The sequence below is a fragment of the Virgibacillus sp. LDC1 genome (genome assembly GCF_025792345.1).
GTDB classification, from domain to species: domain Bacteria; phylum Bacillota; class Bacilli; order Paenibacillales; family Paenibacillaceae; genus Paenibacillus_AQ; species Paenibacillus_AQ lautus.
Genome location: NZ_JAOXLZ010000002.1, coordinates 665,304 through 679,000 on the forward strand (window position 1 = coordinate 665,304; position 13,697 = coordinate 679,000).

Annotated in this window: 10 protein-coding genes and 1 pseudogene; 8 read left to right on the plus strand and 3 right to left on the minus strand. The window is 51.2% G+C overall.

What is annotated here, in order from left to right; all coding sequences use genetic code 11:
- Positions 1–244 precede the first annotated feature (244 nt).
- The 3 genes and pseudogenes from OHJ21_RS23615 to OHJ21_RS23625 form a co-directional block, all read left to right on the plus strand.
- Positions 245–2,497: an ATP-binding cassette domain-containing protein gene (locus tag OHJ21_RS23615; protein WP_486021296.1), complete on the plus strand. Its 2,253-nt coding sequence runs from the start codon at positions 245–247 to the stop codon at positions 2,495–2,497.
- Positions 2,498–2,786: 289 nt separating this feature from the next.
- Positions 2,787–4,463: a glycoside hydrolase family 13 protein gene (locus OHJ21_RS23620; RefSeq protein ID WP_100540043.1), complete on the plus strand. Its 1,677-nt coding sequence runs from the start codon at positions 2,787–2,789 to the stop codon at positions 4,461–4,463.
- Positions 4,464–4,492: 29 nt separating this feature from the next.
- Positions 4,493–5,032, plus strand: a pseudogene (locus OHJ21_RS23625) (alcohol dehydrogenase catalytic domain-containing protein); the annotation flags it as partial.
- Between the two features lie 129 nt (positions 5,033–5,161).
- Here OHJ21_RS23625 and OHJ21_RS23630 read toward each other — a convergent pair.
- Entirely contained in the window at positions 5,162–6,010 is an 849-nt protein-coding gene (locus tag OHJ21_RS23630) for a hypothetical protein (protein WP_486021297.1), read from the minus strand.
- On the minus strand, positions 6,007–6,525 hold the full coding sequence (locus tag OHJ21_RS23635) for a sigma-70 family RNA polymerase sigma factor (RefSeq protein WP_100540046.1): 519 nt from the start codon (positions 6,523–6,525) through the stop codon (positions 6,007–6,009). Before OHJ21_RS23635 ends, OHJ21_RS23630 begins: the two co-directional genes overlap by 4 nt.
- 324 nt (positions 6,526–6,849) lie before the next feature.
- Between OHJ21_RS23635 and OHJ21_RS23640 the strand changes: the two genes are divergently transcribed.
- From OHJ21_RS23640 to OHJ21_RS23660, 5 genes are all read left to right on the plus strand, one after another.
- The gene (locus OHJ21_RS23640; RefSeq protein WP_100540047.1) at positions 6,850–8,103 is read left to right on the plus strand and encodes an MFS transporter; all 1,254 of its coding nucleotides are present in this window, start codon (positions 6,850–6,852) and stop codon (positions 8,101–8,103) included.
- A gap of 380 nt (positions 8,104–8,483) precedes the next feature.
- A complete protein-coding gene (locus OHJ21_RS23645) occupies positions 8,484–8,804 on the plus strand; it encodes a PadR family transcriptional regulator (RefSeq protein WP_071222099.1) in 321 nt (106 codons plus the stop codon).
- A gap of 70 nt (positions 8,805–8,874) precedes the next feature.
- The gene (locus OHJ21_RS23650; protein ID WP_100540048.1) at positions 8,875–9,216 is read left to right on the plus strand and encodes a DUF1048 domain-containing protein; all 342 of its coding nucleotides are present in this window, start codon (positions 8,875–8,877) and stop codon (positions 9,214–9,216) included.
- Between the two features lie 168 nt (positions 9,217–9,384).
- Positions 9,385–10,146: an ABC transporter ATP-binding protein gene (locus tag OHJ21_RS23655; RefSeq protein ID WP_100540049.1), complete on the plus strand. Its 762-nt coding sequence runs from the start codon at positions 9,385–9,387 to the stop codon at positions 10,144–10,146.
- Entirely contained in the window at positions 10,147–10,896 is a 750-nt protein-coding gene (locus OHJ21_RS23660; RefSeq protein WP_100540050.1) for an ABC transporter permease, read from the plus strand.
- 226 nt (positions 10,897–11,122) lie between these two features.
- Here OHJ21_RS23660 and OHJ21_RS23665 read toward each other — a convergent pair.
- The coding region (locus OHJ21_RS23665) for a WIAG-tail domain (protein WP_486021299.1) at positions 11,123–13,697 on the minus strand (2,575 nt) is incomplete at its 5' end.

A 13,697-nucleotide genomic window follows, 5' to 3' on the forward strand; every position in this document is an offset into this window, starting at 1 on the left:
TTCCGTAATTGTAAGGGACAGGATGCTTATTGGCAAACTGAAATCAAAAATGGGAGGATGTAACATTTTCTTTCCCCTGACTCATTATAAACTAAGTATAGCATTAATAGGGCTAACAACCTTCCTGATATTTCCCACTTACGGGAATATCCTAAAAGACAGATGCCTTCATCCATTATGACAGTACATGTCATGATTGCCCTTTTATAATAAGAACACTACAGGGCATAAGGGAGGAAAGGCCATGGTTCAAGAATATATCAACATCCGTGGAGCCAGGGAGAATAATCTGAAGAATGTTTCGCTGCAAATTCCAAAACGAAAAATCACGGTCTTTACCGGCGTATCCGGCTCGGGTAAATCGTCCATCGTGTTCGATACCATCAGTTCCGAAGCCCAGCGATTACTGAATGAGACGTTTACCGCATTTGTTCGTAACCGACTTCCACGGCATAGCCAACCGGACGTCGATTCGATCGAGAACTTGTCGACGGCTATCGTCATCGACCAGAAGCGTCTGGGGGGCCATTCGCGGTCCACGCTAGGCACGATCACCGATCTGTACGCCATACTCCGTCTGTTGTTTTCCAGGGTGGGACAGCCATTTGTGGGATACTCCAACGTCTTTTCTTTTAACGATCCTCAAGGCATGTGTCCGGAATGTCAGGGAATCGGCAGGAAGGTCGAGCTGGATCTAAATAAACTGCTGGATACGAGCAAATCATTGAATGAGGGAGCGGTCCGATTTCCTATTTTCTCCGTAGATAGCTGGTATATGAAAAATTACACCATGTCCGGGTTCTTTGATAATGACAAGAAGCTGGCCGACTATTCGGAAGCCGAATGGGATCTCTTTCTTTACGGCAAGGAGGGAAAAGTGACGTTCCCGTCCAAGGGGGGGCCGGTACAGTCCGACTTCGAGGGCCTCGCGCTGAAGTTCAACCGGCTGTATATTCAGAGAGACAGCAGTGAATTGTCCGAACGCACTTTAAATCACGTCAAAAATTTTATTACGCATGGCACATGCCCGTTATGCGAGGGAACACGGCTCAGTCAAGCGGCATTAAGCTGCAGGATCAACGGATATAATATCGCCGAGTGCGCGGCTATGGAGATTGGGGAGTTAAGAGAGGTCATCCTGAATATCAAGCAGCCGGTGGCTGCCAGTATGGTGGCCAGCTTGGCGGAGCGGCTGCAGCACTTGATGGATATGGGGCTGGATTACTTAACGCTGAATCGGGAGACGACCACGCTCTCCGGGGGTGAATCGCAGCGGGTGAAGATGGTGAGGCATTTGGGCAGCAGTCTGACGGACATGATGTATGTTTTTGATGAGCCTAGCGTTGGTTTGCATCCACGGGATGTTCACCGCCTGAACGACATGCTCAGGAAGCTTCGGGACAAGGGCAACACGGTGCTGGTCGTAGAGCATGACCGGGACGTGATTGAAATTGCCGACCATGTGGTGGATGTGGGGCCGAATGCCGGTACCCGGGGAGGAAAAATTGTCTTCGAGGGCACGGTTGAGCAGCTGTGCAGCCAAACATCTACGTTAACCGGGCAGTATATGAAGCGCTGCATGCCGATGAAAGAACAGTTCCGCGTACCCACAGGGCTAATGCGCATTGCCAATGCCAATCATCATAACCTGAACAATGTGACGGTGGATATCCCGGAAGGCGTATTGACTGTGGTCACGGGCGTAGCGGGGTCAGGGAAGAGCTCGCTCATTCACCATGCCTTCCTGTCCCAGCATCCCGAGGCTGTTGTCATCGACCAGTCCGCCGTCAGCACCTCGATCCGTTCCAATCCTGCTACCTACACGGGGATTATGGATGACATCCGGAGCATGTTTGCCAAAGCTAATGATCAGAGTCCATCCCTGTTCAGCTTCAATTCCAAAGGGGCTTGTCCCGACTGCCACGGTCTCGGGTTCATCTATACGGACCTGGCGTTTATGGAAGGCGTTAAGTCTCTGTGCGACACCTGCGACGGCAGGCGCTTTAAGGATGATGTGCTGCAGTATAAGCTCCATGGAAAAATGATTACCGATGTGCTGGATATGACCGTGCTGCAGGCGCTTGATTTTTTCGAGAAAAAAGAAATCAGGCGGCGGCTGGAAGCCCTGCACGATGTGGGCTTGCACTATCTAACGCTCGGACAGCCGCTAAGCACCCTGTCCGGAGGCGAAAGCCAGCGCATCAAGCTGGCCAGCGAGCTGCACAAGCAGGGGAAGATTTATGCCATGGACGAGCCGACGACCGGGCTGCATATGTCAGATGTCGGGCATTTACTGAACATGATGAATCGGCTCGTCGATAACGGCAGCTCGGTGATTGTCATCGAGCACAATCTGGACGTGATTCGTCAGGCGGATTGGATCATTGACCTCGGACCCGAGGGCGGCAGCAGGGGAGGCCGGGTCATGTTCGAAGGAACACCTGCTGAACTGATCATGGCAGAACACTCCTTGACCGGGAAGTATGTACGGGGGTAATGGGGGAATTACGGGAGTGAGCGGCCGATCCTTACCGGAGCGCGACCAAACCCATGCAGTATGCTGCATGGGAGCTGGGACGAATTCGTTTTCGTAGTTTCATGGTAGACTTGCAATGGCCGTGCCGCATCCCCGCGGTACGGCCATTCTATGGTTGTTAGGCTTATAAGATCGCTTTAACGGCAATACTGTATGCTGCGACAGACGAAGTTGGTTAATGAAGTACGTGTAATGACTCGGTCTGCATTCTTAATAAGCAGCATTCTTATTGTAAACGGGGGATACGACAATGCAGAAAGTATGGTGGAAAGAAGCCGTTGCTTACGAGATCTATCCGCGCAGTTTTATGGATTCGAATGAAGACGGCATCGGGGATCTGCAAGGGGTTATATCCCGTCTGGATTATTTGAAGGATCTTGGGATTGATGTTATATGGGTATGTCCCGTCTATCGATCATCCAATAACGATAACGGTTACGATATCAGCGATTATCAGGATATTATGACGGAGTTCGGTTCCATGGCCGACTTCGATCAGCTGCTGGCCGAAATCCATAACCGCGGCATGCGGCTTATTATGGACCTGGTGCTCAATCATACCTCGGATGAACATCCGTGGTTTATGGAATCCCGTTCCTCCCGAACCAATCCGAAGCGGGATTACTACATCTGGCGGGATGCGAGGGATGGGGCTGAGCCGAACAATTGGGAATCCGTCTTCACCGGCTCCGCTTGGGAATATGACGAGTTAACGGATCAATATTATCTCCACCTCTATTCCAAGAAGCAGCCTGACTTAAATATGGAGAATCCGGCGGTCAGAGATGATCTGGTCAGGATGATCCGTTGGTGGCTGGATAAAGGAATCGACGGTTTTCGCGTGGATGCGATTACCCATATAAAGAAGCTGCCGGGTTTGCCGGATATGCCGAATCCGAATCACCTTCGATATGTTGACTCGAATCCAGGACATCGGAATATAGCGGGAATCCATGATTTTCTTCAACAATTCAAACGTGAAGCGTTCGCTCATTATGACATTATGACGGTTGGCGAAGCGAGCGGCATTCCGATCAGCGAAGCAGACCGATGGATCGGGGAAGAGAACGGGGCCTTGAACATGATTTTTCAATTTGAGCACGTCAATCTTGATTTCGGACTCGAGGGACGCTGGGATTATGCGATCTGGGACTTGGCCGAATTGAAGCAGATTATGCATAAATGGCAGACGGGTCTTGAAGGCGTGGGCTGGAATGCCCTTTACATGGAGAATCACGATCAGCCGCGCTCCGTATCCCGTTTTGGCGATCCGGTCCACTATCATAAGGAATCGTCCAAGATGCTGGCTACTTTTTTTATGCTGATGCAGGGGACGCCGTTTATTTACCAGGGGCAGGAAATCGGAATGACGAATGTCGAGTTCGCGGAGCTGAGTGATTATCGGGATGTGGAGATCTACAATTATTACCGCGAGCGGCTTCTGGATGGGAAAGACGTGTCGGAGACGATGCGCAGAATCGCGTACCGGGCTAGGGACAATGCAAGAACGCCGATGCAGTGGGATGACACGCTCTATGGCGGCTTCTCAACGGTTGTGCCGTGGATCCGCTGCAATCCGAATTACCATGAAATCAACGTAGAGCAGCAGCTAACCGATCCCGATTCCATTCTGAATTACTATAAAGCCTTGATCCGACTGCGCAAATCCAGTGAGGCTCTGATCTACGGAAAATATGAAGCCGTGCTTCAGGAGCATCCGGAAATTTTCGCTTATTCCAGGTCATTAGAGAATGAGACGTACTTGGTCGTACTCAACTTCTATGGCGGAACGCCGGATTTTCAATTCCCGGCAGAATGGCGTGAGCATCATCCTGAAGTTATACTCTCGAATTACGAACGCTCGGACCGAAGTTTCGGCGAATTCGCTCTACACCCTTATGAAGCGATAGTTTATCGTGTAAACTAAGTTGGTAAGCGATTTCTTGAGATGAGAGGTGCGGTTCGGATGTGCACTACTATGAGCATGGACGTATTGGCAGGTATGAGGTGAAGGAACCGTTGATTCTGGTGCATGAGCTTGCCGGCGTTGTCGTAAGGACGGGGGAGAAGGTAAGAAATGTCTCCGCCCGTGACCGCGTGGCCGTGGAACCGGGTGTTACGTGCGGGCGCTGCTCTTATTGTAAAAGCGGACGTTACAACCTGTGTCCGGATGTTGTATTTATGGCGACCCCGCCGGTTGACGGAGCTTGGGCCGAATACGTCGCGGTGCGAAGCGACTTCCTGTTCCGGCTGCCGGATGAAATGTCCTTTGAGGAAGGCGCTTTGGTTGACGCCGAGCTGGATATATACGGCGTGTTCCGCTACGCGAACACGTACCCGGCGGCTATTCAGATGCTGCAAAACAAGGGCAGCCGCATACGCGATATCATCACCCACCAGTTTTCCTTGGATCAGATCGAGGAAGCCATAGAGCTTGCCCGCACGCAAAGGGACACCAGTGTAAAAGTCATGATCTATCCTCATCAAAACGCATAACATTCTTCGCTGCCGGGAGAGTCGCTTCCGAAAGCTTGCGGTACAATCGCACCAAAACAACGTCATGGATCTTCATAAAAAAGCACCGCTCCAACACTTGTCGGAGCGGTGCTTTCTTTGTGTTACGGGTTAGTCCGGGCGCTCATTGCTCATCCAGCTGTCGATGCGAAGATCATCGCCGTAGGTCTCGCGCGACGAAATTTCGCTGAGCTTCTGCTCGGCAGCCTCGCGGGTATCGAACCCGCCGATGACCGCGATGAAGTCGCCGCTGGCCGTCTTAATGAAAGTCACGTCGTCTTCCATATAAATCTCTTCCAGAATGGCAAGGGATTCCCCTTGCGGCATGGCTTCACTGCGGATATAGAAGACCTCGCGCGGGGTTGCCGACTCACCGGTCGAGGTGAGCTTCAGCTCAATATAGCCGGGATCTCTATATTCGGATACGGTATGCTTCACGCCGTCCTTCAGTTCAACGACAAAACGCATGGCCGAGTCGTCCAGAATCACATTTTCATAGACATCCTTTACCAGCGGGAGAGCCAGCATGTCTTTCTTGAGGGTTTCATAATCAAAGTTTCGTACGCCGTTAAACGTGAAGATCAGACGGTTTGGCGCATCCCGATGATCCACGGTGTAGGCCGGAACGCTGGAAACGGAATGGCCTTCCTGATCAAATTGAATCTTAAATACGTCCTCGGAAGCTTCCGTGCCTACGGTAACGCCGTCGGTCCGTTCGCCTCCGCCCCCGAACTGCAGAACCTGAACGATGCTGCCCACCACGGGGACTTTGGATAAGGCGTTTGCCACCGTCGGGATATTGACCACGAATAACAGGGCAACGGCCGCCACAACAATGGAGGAGTATCTCATCAAGCGCATGGATCGTTTACGGGCAGCCGCCTTTTTCATTGCTGCGTCCATAACGCCGGTTAGCTGGGCAGGGATCTCAATGTGTTCATAGCGTTCTTTTCCTGTCATAGACGATCGACCTCTCCCTCGATTAAATATGATTTTAATTTTCCGATAATACGATAGAACCTGGTCTTGACCGTGTTTTCGGACAATGCCAGCATATCCGCCATTTCTCTAAAGCGCAGGTCCTCAAAAAACTTCAAAATAATGTAGGTTTTCTCTTCTGGCATCAGTCTGTCCAAAGCATCATATAAATCCATTTTCTCTTCCAGCGGTACGGCATGCTCTGCGGCCGCATAGTCTTGCGTTTGGTCTTCCATATAAGTTACCCGCTTCTTGCGACCGAGATGGTCGATAGCCGCGTTAATGACAATCCGGGTCATCCAGGACTCAAAATACTGCGGCGTGTTCATCCGCTCGTAAGCAAGATATCCCTTATAGGTTGCCTCGGAAACGATATCCAGTGCCTCCTGCTCATTCTTGACATAGCAATAGGCTACCCGGTATAACTTGTTTTTGCATTTCTCCATATTTTCGCTGAACTGTGTTTGCTTCGAGTCTTTCGCTCTCAGTTCACTCACCCCTAACTACTAGCGCTAGTATTTTATGTCATGGCACGAATTCGTTTTGATCTATTCCTGGTTTAATGGGTTGGATCATGCTCAAGTACTTGAGTGCGCTTGACTGATCATTAGACCGTGGAGCGGGCCAAATAGTTTTAGCCAGGGATAAAAAAGTAACAAATTGGTGAGATATACCATCTGAATCACTTGAAAATAATCCATAATCTTAACAGAAGTCCTTAACGGTGTTACTATATTAACCATATAAAATGTACGGAGGCCAGAACATGTAGGTTTTTCTACCCTAACCAATACAACTAAATACAGAATTGGGGTAGAAAGATGAAGAGGAATTCTTTTCGGTATCTCTGGATAGGTCAGGCGCTCGCCAATAGCGGCGATTTGTTTTACATTGTCGGCTTGATGGCAATAATCCATGGGATGACGGGCTCCGCCATGTTGATGGCCATGATACCATTTGTCACGACGATGGCACGGTTTATAAGCGGGAGCTTTGCGCCCGTGTTGATGGATAAATACAGCCTCAAATCGCTGCTTGCTTCGTCGCAAATCGGGAAAACAGCCGTGTTGTTCCTGTTGTTAGTGACCTACTATGTGCTGGGAGAGCAGGAGGTGACGGTCTATGCGATTCTCGGATTCGTATTCCTCATCTCTTTGCTCGATGGTTGGGCCGCGCCCGCAAGCCATGCCATGCTGCCTCGGCTGGTGGATGCCGCGGAGTTAACGAAAGCCAACAGCTTCGTAGCTCTCGTCGATCAGTTAATCCAGCTGGGAGGATGGGCCGTTGGGGGACTGCTGGTTGTAGCTATGGGTGGCAGCAACGTGATATGGCTAACCTTTTCCCTGGCCCTGGCAGCTGCTGTCTTCATGAAGATGATTGAGGATCGGCATGAAGCTGCCCGGGAACAGAAAGGGAAAGCGGACATTTCAAATTGGAACTCCATTCAAGAAGGGTGGACACTCATTTGGAGACAGCCCTCACTCCGGGCGATACATATCATGTATGTACTGGAGACCATTGCGGGCGTGATCTGGATTGCAGCGATCATCTACGTCTACGTAGCTGATGCGCTGAATAAGGAAGAGGCTTGGTGGGGGTATATCAACGCAAGCTTTTTCCTGGGACTTATGCTGGGCGGACTGTTTGGAATGAGGGGCGCGGGGCTGATCGACCGCAACATCCGTAAATTCGTCATCTGCTCTTCCTTCGGCATCAGTCTTATGACGTTTGGTTTTGGATTGACCTCGGTACCTTGGCTGGCCCTTGTTTTCTCCGCGGGTTTCGGTATTTTTGAACAGCTCAAGTCGGTTTCTCTACAGACCACCTTGCAGCGTAGCGTATCGATTCATCTATTGCCGAAAGTGTACGCGGCTCAGAGCGCGCTGGTTTCGCTGGTATTTGGACTGTCCACACTGCTGTTCGGGTACATTACCGATGAATTCGGCGTCCGGGCCACGTATTTCATCGCAGCCATAGTGTTGTTTATCTCAGGATGTTACGCATTACGGATACGAACGAGATTGCCGGCGTTAGGGGAGGGGCCCGAACAACAAGTACGGATCGGCATCGAATAAAATAATGAATGAACAAAAGGCGAGCTTAACGCTCGTCTTTTTTACATGCATAATTGATCCGGACGCAAGTAACTGCAAGCATCGCAAGACGGTTCATGTCGACTTAAAAATCCAGTTGACAATCCATCTACTATGTATTACGATATACCCGTAGTAGGTCACACTTATTACCACGACCACGGAAAAGTGAGGTTGCGAAAATATTTTCAGGAGAAATGATTGACACTCCCTGCTACTCGGTGATACAATGTACACGTAGTAAGTAATACTTAATAGCATTTTTTTAAATGCTGTTAAGTGAAAATTTCCCTTAGTACTAAGTTATACTGAATATGAGTTATACTAATTAGGGGAGGGACGAAATAGAGGAGGTACTGAATATGGAAAATTTAACTGAAATGCTGAAGGGTTCGCTGGAAGGCTGCGTGCTGGAAATCATCAGCCGCCGTGAAACCTATGGCTACGAGATTACCCGCCGCCTGAACGAGCTGGGGTTTACCGAAGTCGTGGAAGGAACGGTCTACACCATACTCGTGCGGCTAGAAAAGAAAAAACTGGTGAACATTGAAAAGAAACCGTCAGATATGGGACCGCCGCGCAAGTTTTACTCACTTAATGAGGCTGGCCGCCAGGAACTTGAATTGTTTTGGGAAAAGTGGGATTTTTTATCGTCGAAAATTAACGTCTTGAAGTCAAACTAGCTTCATAAGATATTCCGTCCGATATTTTGGGGTGTCTTGTTCAGCTTTAAATAAAAGGAGGAAACATAATATGTTGGAAATGTTCAAAAAAATGATTGGTGATAAAAAAGAGTACAAGATGATGATGGCACGGGTCGAAGCCCTGCCAGAGGACTACCAGTTTGTATTTAAGAAAATTCAAAACTACATGTGGAATTTCTCAGCGGGCAACGGAATGGATATGCTGCACATGCAGTATGAATTAATTGATTTGTTCGAAGCCGGTGCGGCGGAAGGCAGACAAGTGCTGGAAATCACCGGGGACGACGTGGCGTCCTTTGCCGACGAACTTGTGGCAAACGCTAAAACCTATGTAGCCAAGTATCGGGAAGATTTGAATCAGAGTATCATGAACCGATTGGGGAAAAAATAAATTCTATAGATCATACCGACTGATTAGCTGGTTACAAATGTGAATTGCCGCCTTCGCTATTCAGTTCATTTTTAGCCCGGTAGTAAGTTATACAGATTATCAGTCAGACTAAATAGTGAAGTGTAGGCACTCTAGCTTCCAAGGCACTTATTATAAGGAGGAAAAAATATGAGGAATGAAGCGATTTCTGTAAAAGGGTTAAAAAAATCCTTTAAAGACAAGGAAGTTTTAAAGGGGGTGGATTTTGAGGTGCGGCGTGGCGAAATTTTCGCGCTGCTGGGCTCAAATGGAGCGGGCAAGACGACGACAGTCAACATCCTCTCGACGCTGATGAAGCCCGATGGCGGCGAAGCAGGTATTTGCGGCTTTGACGTCCAGCGTCAACCGGATCATGTTCGCCAGAGCATCAGCCTGACAGGGCAGTTCGCAGCTTTAGACGGTATGCTCACCGGGCGGGAAAACCTGATGATGATTGCCAAGATGCGGGGAGTTTCCAATCCAGCACAAGTCGCCGATAATCTGCTTGCAAGATTCAGCCTGACCGATGCGGGGGGCCGCCGGGCAGACAAATATTCGGGCGGGATGAAGCGCCGGCTTGACATTGCCATGAGTCTGATCGGGACACCGGCAGTCATTTTTCTCGACGAACCGACGACGGGGCTTGACCCTGAAGCGCGGATTGAAGTCTGGAATACCGTCAAGGAGCTCGCCGGCGGCGGCACGACCATCTTGCTGACGACCCAGTACCTGGAGGAAGCAGAACAACTGGCGGACCGTATCGCCATCCTGCACGGCGGAAAAATCATCACGACCGGTACCCTTACCGAACTCAAAGAGATGTTCCCGCCAGCGAAAGTGGAGTATATCGAGAAGCAGCCGACATTGGAGGAAATTTTCCTCGCGATCATCGGCAAAAAGGAGGAGATGTAAATGAAAAGCAAAACAGGGGTATTACTGGGGCGTTTAATGCGCAACATCATGCGCAGTCCGGATACGATTATCACGGTGGCGATTACACCGATTATGATGATGCTGCTGTTTGTCTACGTATTTGGCGGCGCCATAGAGACAGGCACGAACAACTACGTCAATTATTTATTGCCGGGAATCTTGCTAATGGCTATCGCATCCGGCGTCGCTTACACTTCCTTGCGGCTGTTTACGGATGTAAAGAGTGGGCTGATGGCGCGTTTCATTACGATGCCCATCAAGCGCTCGTCGGTATTGTGGGCTCACGTGTTGACCTCGCTTTTTTCCAATGCGCTTACTGTCGTGGTCGTTATTCTTGTCGCGCTCTTGATGGGCTTCCGTTCCAGCGCTAATATCCTGGATTGGCTCGCGGTCGCTGGGATACTCGGGCTGTTTACGCTGGCGCTGACCTGGCTGGCGGTCATTCCCGGATTGACAGCAAAGTCTATGGAAGGGGCGACAGCCTACTCGTATCCGCTGATTTTCCTGCCGTTTATCAGTTCAGCCTTTGTTCCCACCGAAACCATGCCAAAAATTGTTCGTGCGTTCGCTGAGAACCAGCCTGTGACTTCAATCGTGAATGCGGTTCGAGCCCTCTTGTATGAAGGGTCTGTCGGCAACGCAATCTGGATCGCGCTTGCCTGGTGCGTCGGCATCATGGTCATCGCTTACTTCTTCGCCAGTAAAACATTTAAACGCCAGTTAGGATAAGTACACCAGGATGGGCTTAACCATATCAATATCAGTCAGCCGCTGCGATGAATGTATTGGCTATCATATGGAAGGCTGCAATGCCGGGGCAACCATCAGCGGAGTCATGGAGACCCATCAAATGTGGACTGTATCATGATTAGGAAAGAAGATATTGACGTGAAAGAGGCCCTCCCGTGTCACGCAGGGGAGAGCCTCTTTTTGGATTGCTATGTTGTTACCGGTGTTACCGTGAAGGACCGATTGCAATCCAGGACATGAAACCATAGGCGAGATTGCAGTTAGGCTGGCGGCTTACTTCAAGGACGGCGGCATCCTCGCGCTGGGATTTCAGGGAGATCTGGAAGCCCGGATTGTTGCTCATCCCTACAATGATATAGTTTATTCCGCCAAAAGGCTCCTCAAATTGGACGGTAACCTCAGTCAGCACCTCAGCACCAAATACAAATGGAGTCATTCCGAATTGCTGCAGCTTCGGCTGGCCGGCTGCGCTCCGTATAGGAGTAAAGCCCAAATGTTCCGCCGTTACCGCGCCCTGTGCCAATTGTTGTCCGGTAACCGCTCCTTCGGCCAGGTGGGCGCTGGTGACTGTGCCATCGGCAAGCTTGCTGCCATCGATGGAGCCTTCGGCTAACGTGAAGTTATCGAAGGCATCCGGTCCGAGGTGCTTGCTGCCGATGGCTCCGTCGGCAATCTGTGCGCCCGTTAGGGAGCCGTTTGCAACGTGAGCGCCGGTGATGGAAGCCTCAGCAATCTTGCTGGCTGTAACTGATCCGTCGGCTAACGTGAAGTTATTGAAGGCATCCGGTCCGAGATGCTTGCTGCTGATGGCTCCGTCGGCAATTTGCGCGCCTGTAAGCGAACCATCCGCAACGTGAGCGCCAGTGATGGAAGCCTCAGCAATCTTGCTGCTGTCTATGGAGCCGTCGGCTAACGTGAAGTTATTGAAGGCATCCGGTCCGAGGTGTCTACTGCCGATGGCTTCGTCGGCAATCTGGTTACCAGTGAGGGAGCCTTCAGCAACGTGAGCGCCGGTGATGGAAGCCTTAGCAATCTTGCTGCTGTCTATGGAGCCTTCGGCTAACGTGAAGTTATCGAAGGCATCCGGTCCGAGGTGCTTGCTGCTGATGGCTCCGTCGGCAATCTGTGCGCCTGTAAGCGAACCATCCGCAACGTGAGCGCCGGTGATGGAAGCCTCAGCAATCTTGCTGGCTGTAACTGATCCGGCGGCTAACGTGAAGTTATTGAAGGCATCCGGTCCGAGATGCTTGCTACTGATGGCTCCGTCGGCAATCTGTGCGCCTGTAAGCGAACCATCCGCAACGTGAGCGCCGGTGATGGAAGCCTCAGCAATCTTGCTGCTGTCTATGGAGCCTTCGGCTAACGTAAAGTTATTGAAGGCGTCCGGTCCGAGATGCTTGCTGCCGATTGCGCCGTCGGCAATCTGCGCGCCTGTAAGCGAACCATCCGCAACGTGAGCGCCAGTGATGGAAGCCTCAGCAATCTTGCTGGCTGTAACTGATCCGTCGGCTAACGTGAAGTTATTGAAGGCATCCGGTCCGAGATGCTTGCTGCCGATGGCTCCGTCGGCAATTTGCGCGCCTGTAAGCGAACCATCCGCAACGTGAGCGCCAGTGATGGAAGCCTCAGCAATCTTGCTGCTGTCTATGGAGCCGTCGGCTAACGTGAAGTTATTGAAGGCATCCGGTCCGAGGTGTCTACTGCCGATGGCTTCGTCGGCAATCTGGTTACCAGTGAGGGAGCCTTCAGCAACGTGAGCGCCGGTGATGGAAGCCTCAGCAATCTTGCTGCCTGTAACCGATCCCTCGGCTAACGTGAAGTTATCGAAGGCATCCGGTCCGAGATGCCGGCTGCCGATTGCGCCGTCGGCAATCTGCGCACCAGTAAGTGACCCCTCAGCAACGTGCGATCCTGTAACGGTGGCCTCAGCAATCTTGCTGCCTGTAACTGATCCGTCGGCTAACGTGAAGTTATTGAAGGCATCCGGCCCGAGATGCTTGCTGCCGATTGCGCCGTCGGCAATCTGCGCACCAGTAAGTGAACCCTCAGCTACATGCGCGCCGGTGATGGAAGCCTCAGCAATCTTGCTGCCTGTAACCGATCCTTCGGCTAACGTGAAGTTATTGAAGGCATCCGGTCCAAGATGTTTGCTGCCAATAGTGCCGTCGGCAATCTGCGCACCAGTAAGTGAACCCTCAGCTACATGTGCACCGGTGATAGAAGCTTCGGCAATCTTGCTGCCTGTAACCGATCCCTCGGCTAACGTGAAGTTATCGAAGGCGTCCGGTCCGAGGTGTCTACTGCCGATGGCTTCGTCGGCAATCTGCGCACCAGTAAGTGAACCCTCAGCTACATGCGCACCGGTGATGGAAGCCTCAGCAATCTTGCTGCCTGTAACCGACCCCTCGGCTAACGTGAAGTTATCGAAGGCGTCCGGTCCGAGGTGTCTACTGCCGATGGCTTCGTCGGCAATCTGCGCACCAGTAAGTGAACCCTCAGCTACATGCGCACCGGTGATAGAAGCTTCGGCAATCTTGCTGCCTGTAACCGATCCCTCGGCTAACGTGAAGTTATCGAAGGCGTCCGGTCCGAGGTGCTTGCTACCAATAGTGCCGTCGGCAATCTGCGTACCAGTAAGTGAACCCTCAGCTACATGCGCGCCGGTGATAGAAGCTTCGGCAATCTTGCTGCCTGTAACCGATCCCTCGGCTAACGTGAAGTTATCGAAGGCGTCCGGTCCGAGGTGCTTGCTACCAATAGTGCCGTCGGCAATCTGCGTA

What these genes read in the sequence shown, in the direction of transcription:
- OHJ21_RS23655 (WP_100540049.1), top strand. Translation starts at nt 9,385, where the DNA reads ATGAGGAATGAAGCGATTTCTGTAAAAGGGTTAAAAAAATCCTTTAAA.
- OHJ21_RS23630 (WP_486021297.1), bottom strand. Translation starts at nt 6,010, where the DNA reads ATGACAGGAAAAGAACGCTATGAACACATTGAGATCCCTGCCCAGCTA.
- OHJ21_RS23640 (WP_100540047.1), top strand. Translation starts at nt 6,850, where the DNA reads ATGAAGAGGAATTCTTTTCGGTATCTCTGGATAGGTCAGGCGCTCGCC.
- OHJ21_RS23650 (WP_100540048.1), top strand. Translation starts at nt 8,875, where the DNA reads ATGTTGGAAATGTTCAAAAAAATGATTGGTGATAAAAAAGAGTACAAG.
- OHJ21_RS23620 (WP_100540043.1), top strand. Translation starts at nt 2,787, where the DNA reads ATGCAGAAAGTATGGTGGAAAGAAGCCGTTGCTTACGAGATCTATCCG.
- OHJ21_RS23660 (WP_100540050.1), top strand. Translation starts at nt 10,147, where the DNA reads ATGAAAAGCAAAACAGGGGTATTACTGGGGCGTTTAATGCGCAACATC.
- OHJ21_RS23645 (WP_071222099.1), top strand. Translation starts at nt 8,484, where the DNA reads ATGGAAAATTTAACTGAAATGCTGAAGGGTTCGCTGGAAGGCTGCGTG.
- OHJ21_RS23615 (WP_486021296.1), top strand. Translation starts at nt 245, where the DNA reads ATGGTTCAAGAATATATCAACATCCGTGGAGCCAGGGAGAATAATCTG.